This window comes from Bifidobacterium sp. ESL0704 (genome assembly GCF_029392075.1).
Taxonomy (GTDB): Bacteria; Actinomycetota; Actinomycetes; order Actinomycetales; family Bifidobacteriaceae; genus Bifidobacterium.
Genome location: NZ_CP113929.1, coordinates 557,159 through 581,704, shown reverse-complemented (window position 1 = coordinate 581,704; position 24,546 = coordinate 557,159). Strand labels below are relative to the sequence as shown.

Genomic DNA, 24,546 nt, shown 5'->3' with positions numbered 1-24,546 from the left:
CCAAGCACAGACGGGAAGCCGACCGGCGGGAAGGGGGAACGCTGCCAATGAGCATCCCGACGGTTTCCGCCGGCCGACTTTCAAGAGGCCAATTTCTGAATCAGCCTATCTATCGGTTATCACCGATCCGCGCCATTGCGCCTCCTCGTCGCAACCATCATCGCCACGCCTGCTGCCGAAAGCAGAACCGCAAGGACGACGACGCCAACCACCGCGCTGCCGGTGGCACTGAGCCGGGCACCGGTGCGAGGTTTGCGATTGGCCGAAGCGTTGGACACGGCAGCCGGCTTGCTTGCCGGCGTGCCGCTTTCGCTGGGCGATTGATCGGCGACGAGGATACCGGTCCTATCGGTCAGCATGTTCGCACGGCCAGAGGCCATATCGACGGCACCTTCAAGTCGGGCAAGCATACCGTTGGCAAACCGGTAGACCGCCGTATCCTGTCCGGCCTTACCCGCATCACGGGAGGTAAGGAAGTCCAGCGAGACGGAAACCATCCCAGGCAACACGCTCACCGGAGCGCCTTGACCTTCGGAATCGACGATCTCGACCTTCAGATCGCGTTCGGCCAGCACCTTCGCACCCTTGCCAAGCGCGTTATCGACGGCCTTGCGGTCGGCGTCGGAAACCGAAAGCGACGAGACCTTAAGGCTGTTGCCATAACCGGCAAGCATGCGGGCGAACACGAACGGAATCTTGACCTTCATGCCGCCCAGATCGAAGAGGATGTTGCCGTCGCTGTCGCGAACACCGGAAAGGTCGGCCTGTGTCAGCGTGGCGGAGATGGTATCGCCCTGCTTGCTTCCTTCAACGGTCTTCACCGGGTCCGCATTCAGATCGAGCGTGGCCGCATGAACGGTGATGGAGACCTTGGCCTCGTTGGAGGCGGCAGAGCCGTTAAGAGCCTTGAAGGTGAACGTGTCGGTACCGGCGAAATTCGGATCCGGCAGATAGCTGTATGCACCGTTCTCCTGCAAGGTCAGCACACCGTGCGCCGGCCTGCTCGCCACGGCGAACTTCAGGGAATCGACTCCGTCGGCCTGCGCATACGCGGAGAGGTCGCCGGTATAGGCGATGCCCTGCATCGTTTCGGCAGCGGCATCTACGGCCTCGGGGACGGCGTCTTCGGCAGGAGGATTGACCAGTTGGGTCGGGTCCCAGTCGTCGGCGGCATTGATGCCGCTGGTCTTGGCAAAGACCTTCTCCACGGTGAAATCGCTCGCGTTGCAGGTCTTGGCCCACGAAGCACGTCCGGCGGGATTGGAGCCTTCGCCCGTACTGCCGCACTCATAGTAACGCGCTGTGGATTCGTTGGCCGGCTTGCCCCAGTTGTTCCAACCGATGGCCGGAACATTCCTGTCCATCTTGGTGTTGACGTACGCCACAGCGGCATACGGACGCCACGGACGGCCAAGATAGGTGTTCAACGATCCGCTATAGGGATTCTCACCGGTGACGACGCTGTCCTTGAACACGAAGCCGTACTTCTGCTCCTGCGGCGTGCTGGCCGCAGTCGCATAACCGTTGAGCATGGCATGCATCGTGCACTTGTCGAACACCGCCTCAGCCGCACCGAACACCCAATCCACGGAACCGGAGATGTAGCAGTTCTTGAAGTAGGAACGATAGGTCTGCACCGTGGGCTGATCCGGCACGTTGTCGGTCGCGCTGGCATCGGTCTTGTTGCGTAGCAGCAAGGTGTCCTGGTAGCCCAGGATATGGCAGTTGTCGAACGAGGCGTGATCGGCGCGCACATCAAGCGCCACAGCCTGGCCCACGGTAGAGCCCGCGGTCGTCTCGAAGGTGATGTCCTTGGCCGAGAAGTCATTGCCTGTGATCTTCACCGAATAATCGTGATAGGTGCCGAGCGGCTGTCCGTCCTTGCCTATGTCACTGGGCTTGGCGTCGTAGGTCAGGCGCGTGCTGTCGGGGCTTTCGCCGACAACCGTCAGGTAGGGACGATCGATCGACAGCTTCTCCTTGTAGGTGCCGCGCTTGACGAAGATCACACGACGTTGCTTGTTGTTCTGCGGGATGGAGGCGATCGCCTCACCCATGGTGCGGAAATCGCCGTTGCCGTCTGCAGAGACGACGATCGGCGTCACTCCGGCGACGACTTCAGGGATCACCATCACCACGGCCTTGGCCTTCTGGGAAAGTCCATCGACCGTACCGGAAACGGTAAATCCGTTGAGGTTCTTCTTGGCATAGCTCGAAGCGTCAACCTTGTCCCACTTGACGCTCACACGCTGGCGCGAACCATCGTTGAACTCGGCCACGACGCTCAACGGCATCTTCAGCTTGCCGGGGGTGGTCTTGACGATTGCCGTGTCGAGGGACTTGACCCCGACCTCGGTGACCGTCACGGTCGCGTCCACGGAACCGACGTCCTTGACCGTGCCCTTGACCGTGAACTGCCCGACCTTGGCATAATCGGACTGTTTGACGCTGCCCCAGGAGACAGCCACCGGCATGACGGTGCCATCGCTGTTGCGCTCATAGACGTAGCCGGGAAGCACGGGAGCGGTGCCGACCGTTGTGGTGACGCTGACCGGGACCAAGCCGGAAACGCTCTGCTGACCGGTGATGACCACCGGGAACACGCCAAGCGTGCCGGAACCGTCCTTGGCAGTGGCGACGGCGAGAACCGTGCCATTGGCCTTGGCGGTAAGCAACCCGTTCTGGTCGATGGTCGCAATGTCGGTCGAACCCATATCGGGACGGGTGACCGTCCACTCAACGGACTTGTCGACAGAAGGATCATTGGCCTCCACAGCGGCGCTCAACTGCAATGTGCCACCCTTGGTGGTGATGGAATTGGCAGGTGCACTGGGTATCACGGAAGTGACCTGTTTCTTGGAAGCACTGACTTGGGCAGTGACCTTCACATTGTCGAAATCCATTGAAGCAAGGGACGCATTGTTGTTGGCCATACGAGTCTCAAGCAGTCCGATGCCGGAAGCCTTGGACTGGCTGAACGCCTGATCGGTAAGAACCTTGCTGCCGTCGACCGTGATATCCATCTTCTTATCGGCAATGTTGGCATCGAGCGCGACCGTATGCCACTGATTGGCCTGAATACCGGTAAGTATCGGTTGGCTGCCGAAAAGAAGCTGGTCGCCAACGCCCGAAGTGGTGAAGCGAGCCACGTTCTTGCCATCGCTGGCACTTCGCCAATCGATGAGAGCGCTGTTGTTCATACGACTGATTTCCGGAAGTCTGAAGGTGAACTCGGCGTGCACCTTCTCCTTCTGCTCGGTGAACGTTCTATCTACGGTTTCGTAGCCTGGCCCGTTGTCCTTGAGCTCAAGGTATTTGTTGCCGGGTTCCTCTTTGACACTTGCACCGCCACCGGTATCGGACTTCTGCATGCTCCAATACTTCGGCAGCTTTCCGACCTCGGTATTCTCGAAATCGTCGTTGACCGGGAAGGAATGGTCCTTTTCGATCACACCGTCCTGAGTGACGTTAATCGAACGGGTGGCGGAAAGCCCATCGGTCAGCTTGGTGTTGCGGAAGGCGATGTTCTGCGTGGTGTCGAGCAAGGCCGCGTGGAACTTGCAGTTGTCGAACTGGAAGTTCTTGAGGTACTTCACCAGTCCGCTACCGAAATTCGAGCCGCTGATGTCAATCGTGTTGCCTTTGCCGTTGTTGTTGTCCCAATTGGGCGCAGTGAGGTTCGAGAACCTGAAGTTCTCGATGTCGGGAAGCACCAAGCCGGGATCGAGCGAAGCGGCAGGGGTCCTGTCGTAATTGGTGATCACGCTGATCTTGTTGACCACGGAGTCACGCACCTGGATATTGCGGATGTAGGCGCTGCGCTTGGGGCTGACTTTCACGCGGATGCCGGGGTTCACAGCCCCGCTGGTCAGATCGACCGGGACCAATGTGGAATCCTCGACGAACACGTCGCTGATGCCACCGGACATCTCGCTGCCCAGCGTCACCCCGCCGTGGCCGGAATTGAACACGTCACCGCGGTAATAGAGATGGTCGGAAGGACGGTTGATGGCGATGCCCTCGGCGTCCTTGCCGGACTTGATGGCGCTGTTGTCGTCACCGGTGGAGAACTGCGTGGCCAGCGTCCATACGTTCGACGAGGAATTCGGGTCGAAACCGTCGCCGTTGTGTACCGAAGTGACGATGTCAAGCCCGTAGACCGTGATGTCCTTGCTGTAGACAGGGACGATGGTCCACATCATGCCATTGCGGATATGCGACGAATCCATATACACACTGCCGCAATTCTTCAGGCTGATCAGGCTGCCGCCGCCGACGTGCTGGTTGGGTTGGTAGATGTCGCCCGGAATATCGAGATTGCCACCATTGCCCTCATTGGTGAAATCATCGTATGCCTTGCGCAGCAGCAATCCGTTGTCGCTGTCGCCAATGGTGCCAGGGCCCATGATCTTGATGTTCTTGGTGGTCACGCCTTTGGACTTGTCCATCGTGCCGGCATTGAGCAAGCTCGAATACGCCGGGTTCTTGCCGTAGATGTCTTCGATATCGTGACGGGCGCTGGTAAACGGATAGTCTTTGAGCTCGCTGCTTGGTTTCAGCTGCGCATTGGTATCGACATAGAAGGTCATGTCGCTATGCAGGTTAAGCGCGCCGCTGAGATAGACACCGGCGGGCAGATAGACCTCGCAGTTCTTTTCCTTGCAGGCGTCAATGGTCTTCTGCAACGCGACGGTATCCTTGGTCGTACCGTCGCCCACAGCCCCGTAATCCCTGACGTTATAGCGCTTGGGTGTAGACGTCGTCGTCACTTCAAGACGGTTGCTTGCCGCGGAGAGAACCCCTCCGTCGTCGCCTACCGCCTTAACCGTGAAATCATAGGTCGCCGATGGGCTCAGCCCCGTGATCTTGTAATAGGTCATACTCGTCGTTGCTACCAATGCATCGCCGAGATAGACATTGTAACCGGAGATATTCGAATAATGCTCCGGCTTTTCCCATGTGAGCACGACGGAGGTATCGGTATTGGATGCCGGTGCCATCGCCAGCCCCGAGGGTGCCGCAATATTGAAATCGGATGCCTGCGCAGAAGAAGGAACGGTAAGCGCCATTGTCAGCACCGTTGCCGCAGAAGCACAAACAGCCAAAACAGAAGATATTCTAGAATTCACTTTCCATATACTTTCTCTTTGTAACTGTCAACAGCCGTATCGGTCAACACCCACAGTGGTATCGCCCGATCGCCGTATATCAGAATTCAATGGAGGCGCCGCAGCGCCGAACATGCTCCTTCCTGGTTAATGCCGATACCACACATTGCATTACACCATGCTTAATAGTGGAAACTGCACCCCGAGGTGATGTCAGGAGAGTCCATCTTCGACATCACCTCGCGGTGCAGCGGATTTGTTATTGCTTGACAGAACCGGCGGTGAGGCCAGACTGCCAATATTTCTGCAGGAAGAGGAACGCGATGATCAACGGGATAATGGCTATGAACGACCCGGTAAGAATCAGGTTGTTGGGCACCGAATGCAACGTTGCGTCGCCTCCCATCTTCATCCAGACATTGAGGCCGACCGTCAGCGGGTAATCCCTGGTGTCCTGCAACATAATCAGCGGGAGGAAGTAATTGTTCCAGACGCCGACGAGCGCGAAGAGCAGCACGGTGACGAATCCGGGAGACACCAGCGGGAACGCGATCTTCCAGAAGATCCTCCAGGTATTCGCCCCATCGAGTTTCGCCGCCTCGACCAACGATATCGGTATGGAGCTCTGACAGTAGATGATCATCAGATAGAGACCGAACGGACTGGAAAGCTGCGGCACGATAACCGACCAAGGGTTGTTGATGAACCCTATCTTCGAATACATCAGGAAGAGCGGGACGGTGATGACGGTGGTCGGGATCGACATGAAGATCAAGGTGATCCACAGCAACGCCCCGCGGCCGGGGAACTTCATCGTGGCGATCGCGTATCCGGCGAAGGTCGCAAAGATGGAGGAGCCGACACCGGCGACGATGGCGTAGAACAGCGTGTTGAACAGCCAGCGCGGGTAGATGCCGTCCTGGAACTGGAAGGTATCCTTGATGTTCTGGAAGAACACGTTGTCCTTGGCGAACCACAGGCCGGGCGAGTTATAAAGCCCCTCATTGGTCTTGGTGGCGGAGAGCAGCAACCAGATCAACGGAATGACGCAGTAGAGCACCATGATCAGCATGACCAGATGAAGCAGGATGTTCAAGACCTTCTGCTTGCCGGTCAAGGTGACCTTGACGCCTTTGTTGTGCTGCTTGCTCTGACGGACCTTCCAATCCTTCTTCGCAAGCGATTCCTTCTTTTTCTCCTTGCGGGCAGCAACGCGGCCGGAAGCTTGTGCCATACTCATATTTACTTCTCCTCCCAGCGATTGCCGAGCAGTTTCACAATCGTGACGATAATCATGGTGAACAGGCCTACAACCAACGACACCGCAGCGGCGTAATTCACGTCTTGTCCGTTGAACGCCAGGCTGTAGGTGTAAAGATTGGGGGTGTAGTAACTGGTGACGGTCTGCGGGGCGAGCACCTGCAACATGCTCGGCTCATTGAACAGCTGATACGAACCGATGACGGAGAACAACAGCGTCATGATGACAGAACCCTTGATCTGCGGGATTTTGATGGACCATGCGATCCTGAACTCCGAAGCCCCGTCTACCCTGCCGGATTCATACAATTCCTCAGGCAACGCACGAAGTGCCGAATAGAAGATCAACATGTTGTAGCCCATGTAGATCCATGTACCGATGTTCATCATCGCGATCAGCATCAGCTTTTGCGAGAACATATCCGGAGGCGTGGCCCCGAATGCCTTGAAGACCTGGCCGAACAGGCCATAATCGCCGCCGTAGATATAGCCCCACATCAGTGAGGCGATGACACCGGGGACGGCATACGGCAGGAACAGCAGAATTCGTGGCACCGCAACATGGGTGATACGCTGCGAATCCAGCATCAGCGCTTCCATCAGCGACAGTATCAGCATGATGGGAACCTGAATCACCGCGTAGAGTGTCACACGCCCGAAGCCGTTCCACAACAGAGGGTCCTTGAACGCCTTGATGTATTGGGAGAAACCGGCGAACGTCTCACCTCCGATTAGCTGCGTCTTGAAAAAGCCAAGATAGAGGGCATAAAACATCGGCAGGATGGTACCCGCCAGGAACACCACGACATACGGCAAGCAATACAACATGCCGATATAATGCCGTTTCTCCTTTCTCAAGCCTTGCTCCGCTTTCCCGGGTCGGGTTTTGCCACCCGGTACTGATGCGGGCACTGCAGCAGTATTCATCATTGGACTCTCCTTTATTTCACATCAACACATTTGCACCGAGTGTGCCGGAACAGCTGTCCGGCACACTCGACATAACCGGCTTGATTACTTGGATTCCGTAATCTTGAAGCCCTGGTCCTCGGCGTACTGCTTGAGGTTTGCCTGCCAAGGAGCGAACTTGCCGAAGAGGTTGCCGTTCTTCTTCAACGCGGGAACCACGATGTCCTTGAAGCTCGTGGCATACTGCGAGTTGAAAGGCAGCACCGTCCAGCCGGAGCTCAGCTTCTTCGCGGACTCGAAGTAGACCTTGTTGACCTGCTGGCCGCCGAAGTAATCGTTCTTGACCGAAGCCTGCTTCGGATCCTCCTGGAAGGACTTGGCGGCGTTGAAGAAGCTTCCGGTCTTCTGGAATTCATTGATGGATTCCTTGCTGGAGCTCATCCAGTTGCAGAACGCGATGGCGGCGGCACGCTTCTCCTGAGCGGTGGCGGAAGTCACGGAAATCAACGAGCCACCGACCTCGCCGGTCTTCAGGTTGCTGGCGTCATCGCCCCAGGCCGGAGGAAGCGCGACCTCCATCTTGCCTTTGAGCGAAGGCTGCTGCTGAGTGAACGAAGTGCCCTTCCAGCATCCGTCGAACTGCACGGCCCAACGGCCTTCGGCGAATCCACGGTTGTATTCATCGCTCTTGTTGGCGACCGGCTCCAAAACGTCCTCGTCGATAAGCCGCTGAATGAAGTTGACCGCTTCCTTCACTTTGGCGTCGGTCATGCTCAGCTTGACGTTCTGCACGCCGTCGACCTGCCAGGGAATGGCACCGGACTGACGGATGATCGAAGCCATATAGCGCACATCGGTCGTATCGATGAAGCCCATGTACTTATTGGGGTTCGCCTTGTGCAGCTTGATGCCGGACTCCTCGAACTCCTTCCAGGTCTTGGGAATCTGGATACCGTACTGGTCAAGCACGTCGTGACGCCAGAAGAAGGCCTCGGGCCCCTGATCCAGCGGAACACCGTACAGCCCGTCGGCCACATGGACGTTACGCCACGAGGCGTCGTTGTACAGCTTGCCCATCGAGGATTCGATGCTGGGCGAAGAGAAATTGAGCAGCGAGCCGCTGACGGCATACTGGGGCAGGTAATCATATTCGAGCTGAACGATATCCGGAATGTCCTTCTTGGACTTCAGCACATTCTGGAACTTCGTATAGTGATCGGCGGCAGCGCCGGTCTTGACCACGTTGATCTTGATATGCGGGTACTTCGCTTCAAACGCAGCGATGCTTGGCCCCTCGATATCATCACGCCAGGTCCAGAAATTGAGTTTCACGTCCTTGTCGCTTTTCAGCGCGGCATTGACATCATTCATGGAAATGCTTGCCCCGTCCTTCTTGGATGACGAGGAAGAAGATTGGGAGCCGGAACCGCAGGCACCCAAAGAAGCCAGCATGGCGACCGATGCCACCGCTGCGATAATCGATTTGGAAAACTTCATGATGAGTTGCACCTTTCTTCTGAAGAGCGGAATTCGCAACACCATTGCAAATCATTGAGTGTCAGCAACGACACTCCATAATCCCGTCTTCTCAGAACCGAAAGCACGGACATACAACGTTGATCGGGCCCGCACTGTTCAATTCAAAGAAACCTGTATGCAAATTCCCTTCATGTACAGTATCGAATGTGATTTTGATTACACTGACATCTGTTGCCAGCGTTTGCTTAGTATATTCGATTAACTTAAAAAGACTCAGTTCGAAAGGACTTCATAACGGAAATCGCTGAATAGCGCAGCAGATGAATTATGACGATACATATCGATGGCATCCAAGGCAATGAAATCGCCGGTGAACCCGCCGGCGAGGAAGGTGACGTCGTGGGGGCCTTCGAAATCGCAGACCATGCCGGACACGTCGGTCATGCTGAAAACGCAGTCATGACCCGACAGGTTCACGCTGATATCAAAGCAACGGCCGGAAACAGGTATCCGGCATATCTCGCTGAAATCTCCGGCCACGCACTGCTGGAGCACGGCGACAGGTTCCCCGCAATCATCAGCGGTGACCATGCACAGCATATAGTTGTCGATATCGAGGTACAGCGACAATCCGGCGAGCTGCAGATAGCTCTTCGGAGCATAGAACATATGGACCGAGGCCCGGCAATCGAACTCGGTCTGCCGGGTGCCGATCAGGTGCTGCCCGAACGTCGACTGCGGCGATGCGCCTCCGGCGATGCGCAACCCTTCGGGGGTGGGCTTCAACCACGAATCCTCGGAAAACTCCCTCAGCGTGTTCCAATGCTCGTCATCGGGCAGTCCTTGCTTCAAATCGTCATGGAACGAGGCGGCATTGGGTTTGCTCCCGACCTGTGGGCACACAACGACTGCCGGCTTATGGCCGCCCTGTGCCAAGCGAATCCAACCTTCATCACTGAAGACCACCTGTTGCAAAGCCGTTTCACGCCCCAGTATCGAGGCGCCGTCAGGGCCGAACGGACGCGCGCACAGATGTGCCATACACCATTGCCCGTCTCCGCTCATCACCAGACTCGCATGCCCGGCACACTGCAACGGCCACTGCGGATCATCGTAAGACGTCACCAGCGGTCCCTGCGGATCGGGCTTATAGGGCCCCCATATCTTGCGGCTGCGGGCGACCGTCTCTCGGTGACCGGCCTCGGTCCCGCCTTCCGCTGTGAGCAGATAGTAGTAGCCATCATGCTTGTACATCTGCGGCGCTTCCGTTTTTTGCGCTTCGGTCCCCTCGAAAATACGTATCGGTTCATCGCACAAATCGAGCGTATCCACATCGAGACGCTGCATCACGATACCTGCGGACTTGTTGTGCTCACGCCTGCGGTAATCCCAGATTTCATTGATGAAATAACAGGTGCCGTCGTCATCGAAGAACAGGGACGGGTCGAATCCGGAACTGTTGATATACACCGGCTCGCTCCATGGACCATGGATGTCCTTGGACATGATGAGGTAGTTATCGACGTCCTTGTACGGCACTTTGGTCTGCCGCACGTTGGTGTAAAGGACGTAATAGACGCCATCGTGATAGCCGGCATACGGGGCCCAGATGGAGCAGCCCCTCGGGTTGCCACGCAGATCGACACCGGTGTCACGGCTCAGGATGGAGGTCTCGTAGCGCCAATCGCACAGGTCATCGGAAGCATAGACGCGTAATCCCGGCAGCCATTCAAAGGTGGAAACCACAATATAGTACCGTTGTCCATCACTGAAGATGACAGGATCCGGGTTGAACCCGCGCAGCACAGGATTACGCATTACTGAATTTCCTTATCGCTCTTATCGGTCGCTTGTATCAGTCGTTCTTTTGGTCGGTGAACAATTCCTTGGCGTTGTTGAACGAAATATCACGCACAATGGGCTCCAGGAACTCCGGATCGGCAGGAATCTCGCCGCGATTGGCCCACTCGCCGAGCATCTCGCAGAGAATCCGGCGGAAATACTCATGACGTGAGAACGAAAGGAAGCTGCGGGAATCGGTGGTCATACCCACGAAATTGCCCAGCAAAGACGTCTCGGCCATCACTTCGAGCTGACGACGTATGCCGTTGCGCGTGTCGTTGAACCACCACGCATTGCCCAGTGCCAGACGCTGCTTCATGCCGCCTTGGAAGCATCCGGCGACCGTGGAGATGACCATGTAGTCGTTGGGGTTGAGCGAATAGATCAGAAGCCTGGGGATGCCGCCTTGCTCCGAAGCCGCGTTGAGCAGGGCCGCGAGAGGCTCGGCGATGGAACGGTCGTTCATGGCGTCGAAGCCGGTGTCCGGGCCGTGATCGGCGAAGCCGCGCTTGTTGAGGTTGAGGAAGGAATGCAGATGCAGCTGCATGGTCCAGCCCTTGGCGTTGTACATGCTCATCAAGGCGATGAAAAGGGCGGTGCGATACTGCGAGTATTCGAGCGCCGTGACGCCCTTGCCGGCCCTGGCCTTGTCGAGAATCGCGTCGAGCTGCGAGCTCGTAGCCACGTCATAGGTCATGATGCCCGCGGCATGGTCGGAAAGACGGCAGCCGAGGTCATGGAAGTAATCGACGCGCTTGGACAAAGCGGAAACCAAATCGTCGAAGGAACGGATGGAGACGCCGCTGGCCTGCTCCAACTGCTCGACCCATGCGCCGAAACCGGGCTGATCGGGCTTGAGCGCCGGATCGGGGCGGAAGGCCGGAATCATCTTGAATGTCTCGTCTTGCTTGGCGAAAAGCTTATGGTATTGAAGGTCTTCAACCGGATCATCGGTGGTGCAGACCGTATCCACACCCATCCGGCGGAGCAGGGAACGGCGCGAGAAATCAGGCTGCCTGAGCATTTCGTTGGTCTGCTCGAAGATGTCGCGCGCGGTCCTGGTGCTCAGCACGGTCGAGATGCCGAAATACCGGCGCAACTCCATATGCGCCCAAAGGAACACGGGGCTTCCGACGGCCTTTTCCATTGTCGAGGCAAAAGCCTGGAACTTCTGCCAAGGTGTGGCATCTCCGGTGATGAGCCTTTCGGGCACACCGTTGGCACGCATCAGACGCCACTTGTAATGGTCACCGTAATTCTTGCCGTCGGTCAGCCAGGCATCGACGATATCCTTGAAGTTGGTGTCCTGATAAATCTCCTGAGGATGAAGATGGCAATGGTAATCGACCACCGGCAGATCCTGCGCACAGCCGTGAAACAGCTCCTGCGCCAGATCAGTGGTCAATAGATAATCATCATCGAGAAATTCCATATTCTTTCTTTCCTTCGCAAACAAGCATTGGCCACATTGCCGGCCGAATGGGTATTAGACTAGACGGCTTCATCATATGGTTGCCCAAATTCGTAACCGCTAATTGTTGCCACGGTTTGCGCAGGCAAGGGACTTCGGTGCGATGCCTCGCGTTCTCGTGCTTTCGCGCACGATCAGCGAAGAAGGAATACGTGCCAGCTGCCCTGGCTTGACCGTGCCCTCGACGCTGGCGGCCAACAGGTGTTCGGCATAATTGCCGACCTTGGGCAACGACATATGGATACTGGAAATCGAGGGGTCGCTCATCCGTCCGACCGTGTCGTCATCGAAACCGATGATCGAGAAATCGCGGGGGCATTCGTAGCCGCGTTTGCGCATGCCGGCGATGAACCCTATCGCCATCAGATCGTTATGCGCGATCACGGCGCCGGTGGGATGCTGCAGATACTGCTCCACACAGGCATAGCCGCCCTCGAACGTGGGGACTCCGGGCCACATGCGGTGCACGTCGATGTTGCGGCTATGGCATTCGCCGCGTATGGCCTTCCAACGCATGCCCACCGACCATGAGTTGGCCGGTCCGTCAAGATAGGTAATGTCATGGCAATTGCCTATCTGCAATTGTTCGACGGCCTGATGGACCCCCTGCCGCACATCGACGACGATGCTGGAGACGCCTCGGACCTCACGGTTGACCACCACCAGCGGCCTGGCTTGCGCACACTTGCGAATCATGGAATCGGGCATTCGCGAAGACACCAGAATGATGCCGTCGGCGTTTTTGACCACCTTGTCGAATGCCATGCGTTCCCAGGAAGCGCTTTCGCGCGTTTCGGAAACGATCAGTCCGACACCACGGTTGAAGCATTCATGCTGGACGCTGCGGATGATATCCGAAAAGAACTGATTGGCGATATCGGGCACGCTGATGGCGATCAGATCATGCCGATGACGGGAAGGCCGCGTTTGGACGGCTTCCTCATGATAGCCCAGCTTGTCGGCAGCGGCGAAAATTTTTTTGGTGGTCTCGGCGCTCACCCGATCGGGACGAGCAAACGCCCGGGAGACCGTAGACGGCGAGACGTCGGCCAACTGTGCAACATCACGAATAGTGACTTTCTTCTTCGAACTGTCCATAAGTCCCCCATTTGACTTAGCGATCTCAATAATCCGAAGCCATCAGTCATCCACGACGACAACCCCGCAATCATTAAACGTAAGTTTCACAATAGTCTATTTACTCGGTAATACCATCCTTGAAGATCGCAATTTCATGCATTCCGTACTGTTCGTTACGTGTCTGCTCGCCATTGACCGCCTTCAGCACGGCATCGATGAAATCAGGCAACACGTCATCCATCGGCTCGCTCAAGAGCCGTCCGGCGTTGAAGTCGATCCAACGGCCATGCTTTTCGGCGAGCGGATCGTTGGTCGCCACTTTGAAGGTCGGCACATAGGTGCCGAACGGGTTGCCGCGACCGGTGGTGAACAGCACGATGTTGCAACCGGCAGACGCCAGCGCCGAGGAAGAGACCAGATCATTGCCGGGAGAGCGCAGCAACGTCAATCCAGGCTTTGTCGCCAACCTGCCGTAGTCGATGACATCCACGACCTGGCATTTGCCGCCCTTGCGGATGCAACCCAGCGATTTGTCCTCGAGGGTGGTGATGCCGCCCTTCTTGTTGCCGGGAGAGGGGTTCTCGCCGATGGGCTGATGGTAACGGCGGAAATAATCCTTGAAGTTCTTGATGAGGGCTACGACGTCGTCGAACGTCGCCTCGTCCTTGGCATGGCTCATCAGCACCTGCTCGGCGCCGAACATCTCGGGGACCTCGGTGAGCACCACCTTGCCGCCCTGACGAACCAGGAACTCGGCGAAGCGGCCCACCAGAGGATTGGCCGTAACACCGGAAAGCCCGTCGGACCCGCCGCATTTGACGCCCACGGTGAGTTCGTTGAGCGGGATGTCCTCGCGGCGATCGTCCTTGGCGGCCTCGTTGAGCTCATCCAGAAGACCGCGGGCGGCCTCATACTCGTCATCGACGGTCTGGCAGACCATGAATTTCACGCGCTTCGGGTCGTAGACCAGCCCCTCGCGGATGTCGTCGATGGCTTCCTGCGGATTGCCCGAATCGGTGCCGCAGCAGCTCAGCCCTGCCTGGAACTCGTCGATCTGGTTGTTCTCGCAACCCAGACCGACCACCAGGACGCCGCCGGCATTGGGGTGCGCGGCGATATCCTGCAGCAGGCGCTTGGTCATCTCATGGTCACCACCCAGCTGCGAGCAGCCGTAGGGATGGTGTGCGATGACGACGGAATCGAACGAACCGTTGCCGGGGTGGCGCGACTTGAAATCGGCCGCGATATTGTCGCACAGCGAGTTGATACAGCCTACGGTCGGGACGATGTAGAGATCGTTCCTGATGCCGATGCGCCCGGTCGAACGGCGGTATCCCTTGAAGGTTTTCTCGGAAATGCCGTCAACGGCATCGATTCCGGGTTTCACCACGCCGGGGACGGGATGATACTCATAGGCCAGATCCGGCCCGAGGTTCGATTTGCAATTGTGGGTATGAACCCAGGAACCGGCCGGGATGGCCTCTTTGGCGTGCCCGATCGAATAGCCGTATTTGATGATCTGCTCACCGGCGGCGATGTCTTGGATCGCTATCTTATGGCCGCGCGGAACATCCTCGAGCAAGGCAATGGGGGCTTCGAGACCCTCCACGCTTACCTTGTCACCCTTATGAAAATCCCGGCTGGCCACCACGACCTTATCAGCGGCATCAAGCTTAATGGTATCCATATCATTCCTTCCGACCATATTGCGCTTCACCTATCGTCTTGCTCCCGATTGCGGGCCAGAGCTCAAGCCAGCTTCGCCACCAACGCCTCGATGCCGCTGGCACGAATGCCTTCAAAATCCTTCTCGACCAGCTCTTCCAAGCCCTTGATACGGGTCAGATCCTGCCCCCACAGCTTGCTTTGAGCCAATGCATCATGGATATACGTGCTGTTCTTGGCCAGGGCCACGAGTGTGTCCGTCACATCGGCGTCATCCTTGATGGCGACCTTGCCCTGCGCGAACCCGCCATAGGTGTAGAGCAAAGCGGCGAGCGCGAGCACGATGCGCTGCGGCAGCCGCCCGGTTTTCTCGGCATTGGCGGTGACCAACGGCAGCAGCCTCACGGCGTATTTCGACACCGAATTGAGGCCGATGGAGTCCAGCTTGTGTTCGTTGTACGGGTTGGAGAAACGCTCAAGGACCTGGGAGGCGAACGTCTCGAGCTCGTTCTTCGGCAGCGAAAGCACGGGGATGATCTCCTCGTTCATCTCCTTGAGGACGAACGAATGCATCGTTTCGTCGTCCATGGTCTCGCCGACGGTGCTCATGCCTTCCAGACGGGCCACCTGGGCCAGCGTGGTGTGCGGGCCGTTGAGCAGGTAGACCTTACGCTCACGGTAGGGTTGGACGTCATCGGTGAGGATGAGGTTGATGCCGAGCTTGCGGGCCGGAATCAGTTCATCGACCATCTTCCGCGCCTTCTCATCTCCGGCGATGACCCACGAATAGAACGGCTCGGCCTTGTCGAGCATATCGTCGCGGTAGCCGATCTGTTCGAACAGGGACTCGGCCTGCGCCGCAGGATAGCCCGGGACGATCCTGTCGACCAGGGTGGAGACGAACGTGTTCTCCTGCTCGACCCACTTGATGAAATCGGCACCGAAACCGAATTGGCGCGACATGGTGACGACGGCCTCGCGCAACGCCTTGCCGTTGTCGGCGATGAGCTCGCAGGGGATGAGCAGGAAGCCGGGCAACCCGTCATCATAGCGGCGCTTCAACAGCAGCGCCAGCTTGGCGGGATAGCCCTGCGGAGGCGTCATATCGGCCGTGTCGTTCTCGGTGACGGCGATGCCGGCCTCGGTGGTGTTGGAGATGATGATCTTGGCTTCCGGATTGTCGGCAAGCTCCAGATAGCTCTGCCATTCGTCGTTGACCTTGACGGTGGCGCCGATGGAATCGATCAGGGTGTTGCTCAGCACCTTCTTGCCGTCCAGAATGCCTTGCAGCACGACGGTATACAGGTTGTCCTGCCGGCGAAGGTTGTCGACCCGGCCGCTGGGCATCGGCTGGACGATGGCTACGTTGCCGTTGAAAAGACCGTTGTTGTTCAGCTGCTGGAACGTCCAGTCGACAAAAGCGCGCAGAAAACCACCTTCGCCGAATTGGATGACCTTGATGGGGCGGGACTGTGCTTTTTCGCTGGTCAGACCACGCTCAATGGCCATTTTTCTGTTCAGAGTATCCATTTTCCTTTAAGCTTTCTTTGTTTCCTTTACTTGCGACACGCCTGTGCGACGTCATCAACGGATTTCAGGCGTTTTTCTCGTCGATAATCGGCTTGACCATTTCCCGGGCCTGCTTGCAGGTCGCAGTGATGGCATCCCAGTCCTTGTTCTTCTGCGCCTCGGACGGAACGGCGAAGCTGCCGCCGACGGCGAAAACGTTGGGAAGGCTGATATAGTCCTTGAGATTCTTCAGGTTCACGCCACCGGTCGGCAGGAACTTCATATCGGAGAACGGGCCGTTCAACGCCTTGAGCGTCTTCACGCCGCCATAGGCCTCGGCCGGGAAGAACTTTGCGAAACGCAGGCCCCTGTCCCAAGCCTTCTCGACATCGCTGGGCACAGCCGTACCCGGAACGACGAGGATGTCGCCGCCGAGGCACCAATCCACGACCTGCTTATCGAAGGAAGGCGTGACGATGCCCGAGCATCCGGCTTCCAAAGCCTGACGTGCCTGACCGACGGTATGCACCGTTCCGGCGATCAGGGTGACCTCGGGGACCTCGGCGCGAATCCTGCGCATACCTTCCAGCGCGGCCGCCGACCTGAACGTCACTTCGGCCACCGGCACACCGCCGAGCGCCAGAGCACGCGCCAGCGGCACGGCCTCATCGGGCGAATTCAGCGTGACCAGCGGGACAATGCCGATCGAGGAGAAATACTCGGTCAGCTCCTCGTTGCTCAGCCGCTCGTGCGTTTCGCGTGTCGGATACGTTGTAGTGAACATCATGAAGAACTCCTTCGTTAAACAGACCATTGTTGATAGCTATTGGAAAAGGTTTCAGACCGTCTGGGCCAGTCGACGTTTCGCGCGCTCGTGCGTACTCATGAATTGCGCGAGCCGCGATTTATCCGGCAGGCCCTCGTTGTCGGAAATGAATTGCGTCTGGATGGCCCCGATGGCGCATCCGCGCTCGGCCGCGGCTTCTATCGGCAAGCCTTCGAGCAGACCCGAAAGCAGACCGGCGGCGAAACCGTCTCCCGCGCCCACGCTGTCGACGACGTGATCGACGACGAAGCCGGGGATATAGACACCGTTGTCGCCGTCCGTAGCCCACGCTCCGCGCGCACCATCTTTGACGACCACGTACTTGGCGCCGTTGTCGATGAAGGCCTTGCCGACATCCTCAACCGTGGAGACGCCGAACAGCTCCTCCCCTTCGCTGCGTCCCGGCATCACCAGATCGGCCTGGGAGGCGAGACGCTTCAACGTGGCATGCATCAGATGAGGGGTCTCCCACAACGCAGGGCGCAGGTTGGGATCAAAGGAAATGAACAGATTGTTGAAGCGCGCACGCGCGACGAGGGCATCCGAGGCATCCAAAGCCGAACGGGAAAGCGGGGGAAGTATCCCGGTAAGGTGCAGCAACGAGATGCCGGTCAGATCGATGTCGAAGACGTCCTGCGGGCTGATGGCCGCAGCGGCCGAATTCTTGCGGAAATAATACGTGGCGGGATCGCCCTTACAGACCTTGGTCTTCATCATGAAACCGGTACGTCGAGTTTCGTCGACGGTCACGCGCGAATCGGTCAATCCGTTTTCCTCCAGGAAGATGCGGATGCGCTCGCCGATCGGGTCGTCGCCGACGCGAGTGACATAGACAGGCTGCTGGCCCATGCGCAGCAAGCCCAACGCGACGTTGACCTCCGCTCCCGCGACAGAGGCATTGAACTCATTGACCCTGCTGCACGGGCCTTCCATATCGGCGGCGAACAGCCCCATGCTTTCGCCTACAAGAAGGACCTTGCCTTGATTCAGCCCGTCAACCGCAAACGATGACTCCGGGCCTGCATCAGATGAATTCATCCTTTGCGCATCGTCCATCTAAAGCCCTTCCTTCCAAACTGCATGCCCAAAGACAAAGGCCTTCAGGGCTCCCCGCTGGTCCGTCTTCGGACGATGAACATGAATCATCTTCTTACAGTCAGGAGTGTAGAAAGAAAAGCAATCAATCCTCTATCTTGTTGCCACCCGTTGCAAAATCAAGATATGCAGGACATATACCGCACAATGCGAGGCGTTATGGACGGCGTTGTCCACCCACGTCACCAACCTTCAGGCCAGCACACCCACGTCGCCGGTTTTGACCACATGAAGGGTGCCGAGCGCGTCCTGTATCGTCAGAGAGGCATCGGCATTGAGCGCAATCGCCTTGCCGGTGAGCCTGGAGCCATCGGTGAATTTCGCCTCGACCTCGCGCCCCAGAGTCCAGCATGCGCGTTGCGTCTCCTCACGCAGTTTCAGCAGTGTGTCTTGCGGCTCGGCGACGAATGCAGCCAAACGCCGCTTCAAAGCCATCGCCAAGCGCGCGGCGACCATGTCGCGCATCGTCGACGGTTCAGGCAGCGGGGCATAGAGCAACTGCAAGGAGGTGGAAATCGGGGTCGGCAGGCTTGGAGCGGCGAGGTCGAGATTGATGCCGATGCCGAATATCACGCCGACGGCGTCCGATGCGCTCTCAGCCAGAAGATTCATCCCTTTTGGCAGCGCTACCATCTCCGCTAAGATGCCGCCGAGCTTGTGTCCGTCATAGAACACGTCATTGGGCCATTTGAGCTCAAGGGTATGGGCAGGATCAAGAGGCTTTGCGCTGCACTCAGCCATCGCACTGTTCAAGGCATCAAGCGCGGCGAGACCGGCGATGATCGTGAACCAACCATTGTAATGCGAATCGGTTACCAACGCTTGCGGCAACGCGGTGCAATAGGTGACCAACAACGATGCGCCACCGGCCTTGTCGCTCCATTGCCGGCCAAGACGCCCGTGGCCGGCACTCTGCACGTCGGCACAGATCGCGATCATTCGCGGCAAGCCCTGCTCATCGATGACGCTCAGCTCTCCGTTCGACATCATCTTGCGCGCCAGAATATTGGTGGAGTCAATCGCCGCGAGCGCCAGCAGCCCGTCCACGGCTCCGGCGGTTTCCGGCATCTGCGGTTTACTCGCCCCGGCCTGACGTGCAAAAGAGGCATATTGCGCTTCGATTTGCTTGGCCCACCTTGCCGCGGAGGAATTGATCTCATCGTTCATACCGGCCAGTGTATTCCGATAAGGCGCAAAAGACATTGTCATTCCATACAAATCAAGCGGCACACGATCCGATCGAGGTTGATGTCAGACGATAGAATACCGCTTATGGACACTCCCAGCACCGCAGGCGAAACCAGCCGTCAAGATGACGACGAAGCGTATCCGCAGCGGATTGGAAACGTCGGCCAACCTGCTGTTCACGTATCTTCGGCCGGATTCGCCAGCGCCACGACGAAAGACGGTGACGCCGGAACCGGCGAAAGAACAGATTCGCGGAAAAACCCCGAACACACACCGTCAGCCACGAGCCGCATCCAAGGCTCTGAACATTCGGCAACCGGCAATAGCGCCGCGGTGACGAATACCGATATCCCCGCAAAAGCCGCGATACAGACGCATTCCGGCAGATTCCTCGCATTCCTGCGCTGGGCGCTGGCGGTGGCGGCAAGCCTGTGGATCGCGTTGTGCACCTCGCTCGGGCCGTTGTACCGGCAGTACGAGACCAATCCCGTCAACGCCACCATACGAGCCTTCTCGTGGGGCAACGCGGCCATTTTCGTGTGCGCTTTCGCCATCTGTATGGCCATCATCGCCGAACTTGTCCGTTTCGGCCGCGGACAGTTGCTGATTCCCTATGATTTCGGCCTTCGCACGAAATACAGGGCGCGGCGCGAACGTCGCCGAACCCGAGCCACACGCAACGATAGCCCAAAACCAGACACCACATCGATAAGCCCATCACGTGGCCGAATGGACGGTCAACAAGGCGCAGCATTCGGCAACCGGCATTGGCTGCGGACCAGAATTCGTCAACGCATCCGCTGCTCGGCTTCGGCCATCCGCCGCAAAGCACACCGCTGCATGATGGCCACCACCGACAAATGGTGGAAAATCGCGCTTATCCTCATTATCGGCTGGCTCTGGATCCCCATCACGCTGGTGGCGGCGTTCGGCGCGGACATCCACAGCCAATTCCGCGAATTCAGCTGGGCCTGGAACCAATGGACGGGCTTGAAACAACCCTATATCGGCTTCTTCTCCTTTGTGCCGATGGACATCTACCCTACCGCCCACTATCTGTGGCCGGCCAAACCCACGTACCTGACCGACCAGCACAACATCGTGCTCACGCTGATATACGGCGGTGCGGGAACGATTTCACGCTATTTCACCGGCTCCAACGACTGGGGCATTGCACTTCTGGCCTCGGCCCAACTGCTGTTCGGCGCGTTCTGCCTGGCCGCAAGCGCGAACCGCTTCTTCAACCTCCCCTGGCTCCGGCCCCGTAGAAGGCTCGTCGAGTTCCTGTCGGCAACGCCAGCCAAAACCGACCAGCCTGACCTGGCCGCCGAACAAGCCGAGTCGTCAGAGCTCGTCGGTCCTCTACCCCGCTTCTTCATCCTTCTGTTCTTCCTGGCCTGCCCCTTGGTGCTGTTCTCGACAATCAGCCTGACCAAATCGCCGCTGTTCGCCTTCGCGTTCGTCTGGTGGTTCGGCGTGGGCTACGAAGTGCTGTGCACCGCGAAATTACGGCAACGCTCATCAGGCAAGCAATCGGCGGCGCCGTCAGATCGACGAAAATCAGACAACAGCGACAGCGGCGACATCTCAACCTCTGAACCAAGCGAGGACATAGCTTCAGCTCGCGCCTGCGTCCCCTCCTACGACAGCATCGTCCTTCATCTGCGCAAACGCACCTTCATTGCACTTTTCCTGTCCACATTGGTCATGCTGATTTCGGCGAAATACGCGCCCTACATCATCCTTTTCGAGCTGGTGATAGCCCTGCTCGCAGACCACAAACGCTGGAAAACCTACATCATCGGCATGCTGCTGCCGGTCATCGTCTTTCAAAGCGCACTCGGACTAGCCACACACAACGGCGCCATCATCAATGGCGATCCCATCGAGAGCCACGGCATCCAACTTCAGCAGATCGCACGCGTCGCGGTGATCAACCCCAACGGCATCCCGCAGGACGCCAGAAACAAACTGGCCCCGATCTTCAACCTCGACCAGATGGCCGAAGCCTACTCCCCGCAAGACGCCGACCCGGTGAAATCGTCGGGGATCGAGACAAAACGCGTCAGTTACCGTTGGCGAACCGTCGACAAAGCGGCTCTGAAAAATTTCAATTCCGCCTGGCTTGAGATAGTCAAGGCCAATCCAGGCATCGCTTTGGATGCGTTGATGGCCAAAAGCTACGGGTATTTCGACATCACGGATCCGCCGTATATCGGCATGGCCTATTACGTCGGCTACCCAAGCACCGCCAACTTCACCGACTGGATCGGAAACTGGTGCGCAGGCTGGCGAAGGAGCGTCACCGGTTTCACGGAAAGCTGGAGCTCGAAACCCGTGCTCTCCCTGTTCATCCACGGCAATACCTACGTCATTGTCACCTTGCTTTTGGGAGCTGCCGAAGTCATCCTGCGCCGTTGGAAAACGCTGGCCACCCACCTTCCGCTGCTGTTGCTGATGGGGGTCATGGTCACGGCTCCCGCCAATAATTTCGAGCGTCATATGCTCCCGCTGGTCTTTGTCTTGGGATTTGTGTTCCTGACCTTCTGGCAGGACTCGCGGGCACGACGCGGGCAGAGCCGCGCACCAGAGGCCGAAGGCATCGGCGACGATTCGCAACGGCACGAATGACACCCACCGACAACACCGATAGACACGTGGCTGCGGTAATGCCGACGCACCAGAGGCAGCCGTCAGCAAACCAGCAACGTCAACGGACTAGAATCGTAAAGTATGAGTATGCGCGATAGTGACCACAACGACAGGGAACCGAAGAAATCCTTCGATTTTCTGAGTCTTGCCGAAGGCTCGGCCGATGTCGCGCGCCATGGGGAAATGCCTGGAGGCAGCCTTTCCGACGATGAAAACCAGACATCGCAGATCACCGTCATCGCCGATAGCCATGACAACGAAAAAGAGGCCGCGCAAAAAAAGACCTTCGAAAAACTAGGCAACCGCGAAAACCTGGAGACCATAGCCTTCGAGTGCCTGGCCAACGGTATTCATGACGAACGGGTCGTTTCCCTGCTGCATGTGCTGGGATGGCCGGAAACCTTCAGCTGCTTCACCGTTGCAGGTGTAGCCGCGATCACCTACGAAACCGCCAAATCCGTCATCGTCAACAGCGCCCACGACCTTGGAAGCCAATATTGCCTGGTCGGACGCAGCCACGGATTGACGATCGGACTGGTCGTGATTCAAAGCGCGGCCACCCCTGAAGTGACCTGCACGGCGATGATGAAAGCGTTCGACAAGCAACAGCCGGTATGTCTCGGGCCTACACGCCGCAACGCCGCCGGAGCCGCACGGTCATTGGGTGCCGTACTTTCCGCATTCCACATCATGCCGGCGATACATCCGCTGCCGAGACCGGCCAGGGCCTCCGACATGCTGCCGGAACGCGCACTCGTCGGCGATATCGACGCCGTCGACGAACTGTACCAGACCGTGTATCAAAGTCTCAAAAGCGAGAACGAAAACGATCCAACCCTGCCTACGGTATCGGCTTTCCTTTCCTCCGGCGGATCGCTCGAAGCCACGGGCAAGGCCTTGAACGTCCACCCGAACACCGTACGCTACCGCATCAAACGCGCCGCCGACGCCACCGGATGGGATGCCAACGACCCGCGCGACGCCTACGTGCTGCGCACCGCCATCACCATCGGCGCCATCCGAGATGCCGAAAGCGGAGTCAACGACTGACATCGAATCCGTCGAGCCATTGGCGAATCCATTTGGATTGCGAATCCGGCACGCAATCAATCGTCTTGAATTATCGTTGCCGCCGCAAGCCCCGATGATTTTCGCTTTTCGCATGCGATAACCAGTCAACCAAGCAAAAAGCGACCAATACGAAAGCGACCTATGATCCGGATGCCTAATGCCGCGGCACCGGCCCCAGCGAGTGCCGCTGGATCATCTCGGCGGGGATGAGACCAACCCCGTGGGCGTTGGAGACGAACGTGGGTTCCCCGCCCTCGCCCAGCAGCCGCAGGGTCTCCCGCATCGCGGCCGTGCCAAGCGCGTCGAAATCGGAATGAACGGTGGTCAGCGGCGGCCACATATCGTTGACTCCGGTCATATCGTCAAAACCGATGACACTGATATCCTGCGGAATGCGCAAGCCGTGCTCGTGCAAGGCGCGGGTCACGCCAATCGCCTGTGCGTCGTTGGCGGTAACGATGACGGTGGGTTTCTCGGCACCGGCGGAACCAAGGTTCTCCAGCTCATGGTTCATCCGCGCGTAAGCCTCGGAGGAATCCCACGAATTGCACTGTATCTCACGCGATTCGATACGGAAATGAGCGGAGGCCTTGCGCCAGCCAAGCAACCGCGTCACTGCATCGCGCCATTGCACCGGGCCTGCGAAATAGAGCGCGGAACGGTGACCGAATCGGGCAACGAGACGCGCCACCTCGTGCATCGCCCCCCACTGGTCGATACCGACCAAAGCCGTGCGGCCGCGCCCCTCGGCATCCATCAGACCGCCTGCCCGGCTCATCGAGATATTGCCGTGGGTTGAGGTGATCAGGACGCGCGGTTCGGAAAGCCTGGTGCTGCAAGCCGCCGAAAACATGATATCCGTAGGGGTCAGGAAGATGAACGCATCAACATTCTGCTCTTCGAAGGTACGGCACAGATTCTCGAATTCGCTTTGCGTGCAGCGCGCCTCGTGCACCATGGAGACCATGAGAAAGAGGCCATGGCGACGCACGATGGTCTCGATAGCGGAAATCGCGGAAATCGGCCCGAGAAAACTGAGGCCTCCGGCAATGAGACCGATGGTGCGGGAACGGTGCGAAGCCAACGTTCGTGCGGAATTGCTGGGCCGGTAACCAAGCACGTCGATGGCATGCTGGACTTTGGTGCGGGTCGCGTCAGAGACCTCGGAGGAGTGATTGATGACGCGTGAAACCGTCTGATGGCTGACCCCCGCCATTTTGGCCACTTCGAACATCGACGGCCGCTTGCCCGGATTGCGTTGAACGCTCATCTCTGCCTCCCCCTCGCTTTTCTGGCGTGTGCTGCGTACGACAACCTTAAGTGAACGCTCACAAGTTTACTCGGCATCGTCTATCAGGACTGTTCCGCCACGCACTTCGTCTTTGTGCGGT

The 24,546-nt window shown here is 58.0% G+C and carries 15 protein-coding genes; 2 read left to right on the top strand and 13 right to left on the bottom strand.

Annotated features, from left to right (window positions below; all coding sequences use genetic code 11):
* Nucleotides 1-119 precede the first annotated feature (119 nt).
* From OZX64_RS01965 to OZX64_RS01910, 12 genes are all read right to left on the bottom strand, one after another.
* The gene (locus OZX64_RS01965; protein ID WP_277173454.1) at nucleotides 120-5,069 is read right to left on the bottom strand and encodes a pectinesterase family protein; all 4,950 of its coding nucleotides are present in this window, start codon (nucleotides 5,067-5,069) and stop codon (nucleotides 120-122) included.
* Nucleotides 5,070-5,367: 298 nt separating this feature from the next.
* Nucleotides 5,368-6,348: a carbohydrate ABC transporter permease gene (locus OZX64_RS01960; RefSeq protein WP_277173452.1), complete on the bottom strand. Its 981-nt coding sequence runs from the start codon at nucleotides 6,346-6,348 to the stop codon at nucleotides 5,368-5,370.
* A gap of 2 nt (nucleotides 6,349-6,350) precedes the next feature.
* Entirely contained in the window at nucleotides 6,351-7,196 is an 846-nt protein-coding gene (locus tag OZX64_RS01955; RefSeq protein ID WP_277174930.1) for a sugar ABC transporter permease, read from the bottom strand.
* 186 nt (nucleotides 7,197-7,382) lie between these two features.
* Nucleotides 7,383-8,774, bottom strand: a complete 1,392-nt coding sequence (locus OZX64_RS01950; protein WP_277173450.1) for an extracellular solute-binding protein — start codon at nucleotides 8,772-8,774, stop codon at nucleotides 7,383-7,385.
* 255 nt (nucleotides 8,775-9,029) lie between these two features.
* A complete protein-coding gene (locus tag OZX64_RS01945; protein WP_277173448.1) occupies nucleotides 9,030-10,574 on the bottom strand; it encodes a glycoside hydrolase family 43 protein in 1,545 nt (514 codons plus the stop codon).
* Between the two features lie 37 nt (nucleotides 10,575-10,611).
* Entirely contained in the window at nucleotides 10,612-12,030 is a 1,419-nt protein-coding gene (gene uxaC, locus OZX64_RS01940; RefSeq protein ID WP_277173447.1) for a glucuronate isomerase, read from the bottom strand.
* A gap of 99 nt (nucleotides 12,031-12,129) precedes the next feature.
* Entirely contained in the window at nucleotides 12,130-13,167 is a 1,038-nt protein-coding gene (locus OZX64_RS01935) for a LacI family DNA-binding transcriptional regulator (RefSeq protein WP_277173446.1), read from the bottom strand.
* Nucleotides 13,168-13,267: 100 nt separating this feature from the next.
* Complete coding sequence (locus OZX64_RS01930; protein WP_277173444.1) at nucleotides 13,268-14,836, bottom strand: altronate dehydratase family protein; 1,569 nt, start codon at nucleotides 14,834-14,836, stop codon at nucleotides 13,268-13,270.
* Between the two features lie 62 nt (nucleotides 14,837-14,898).
* Nucleotides 14,899-16,344, bottom strand: coding sequence for a tagaturonate reductase (locus OZX64_RS01925; protein WP_277173442.1), 1,446 nt, complete (start codon nucleotides 16,342-16,344; stop codon nucleotides 14,899-14,901).
* 64 nt (nucleotides 16,345-16,408) lie between these two features.
* Complete coding sequence (eda, locus tag OZX64_RS01920) at nucleotides 16,409-17,110, bottom strand: bifunctional 4-hydroxy-2-oxoglutarate aldolase/2-dehydro-3-deoxy-phosphogluconate aldolase (protein WP_277173441.1); 702 nt, start codon at nucleotides 17,108-17,110, stop codon at nucleotides 16,409-16,411.
* A 51-nt stretch (nucleotides 17,111-17,161) separates the two neighbouring features.
* Entirely contained in the window at nucleotides 17,162-18,205 is a 1,044-nt protein-coding gene (locus OZX64_RS01915) for a sugar kinase (protein ID WP_277173439.1), read from the bottom strand.
* Between the two features lie 231 nt (nucleotides 18,206-18,436).
* Nucleotides 18,437-19,411, bottom strand: a complete 975-nt coding sequence (locus tag OZX64_RS01910) for a biotin--[acetyl-CoA-carboxylase] ligase (protein WP_277173438.1) — start codon at nucleotides 19,409-19,411, stop codon at nucleotides 18,437-18,439.
* Nucleotides 19,412-19,516: 105 nt separating this feature from the next.
* On the opposite strand from OZX64_RS01910, the gene OZX64_RS01905 reads away from it, so the two are divergent.
* Together OZX64_RS01905 and OZX64_RS01900 are read left to right on the top strand one after the other, a co-directional pair.
* A complete protein-coding gene (locus OZX64_RS01905; RefSeq protein WP_277173436.1) occupies nucleotides 19,517-22,063 on the top strand; it encodes a DUF6020 family protein in 2,547 nt (848 codons plus the stop codon).
* Between the two features lie 102 nt (nucleotides 22,064-22,165).
* Complete coding sequence (locus tag OZX64_RS01900) at nucleotides 22,166-23,134, top strand: helix-turn-helix domain-containing protein (RefSeq protein WP_277173434.1); 969 nt, start codon at nucleotides 22,166-22,168, stop codon at nucleotides 23,132-23,134.
* Between the two features lie 175 nt (nucleotides 23,135-23,309).
* On the opposite strand, the gene OZX64_RS01895 is transcribed toward OZX64_RS01900, so the two are convergent.
* Nucleotides 23,310-24,425, bottom strand: a complete 1,116-nt coding sequence (locus OZX64_RS01895) for a LacI family DNA-binding transcriptional regulator (protein ID WP_277156321.1) — start codon at nucleotides 24,423-24,425, stop codon at nucleotides 23,310-23,312.
* Nucleotides 24,426-24,546 lie beyond the last annotated feature (121 nt).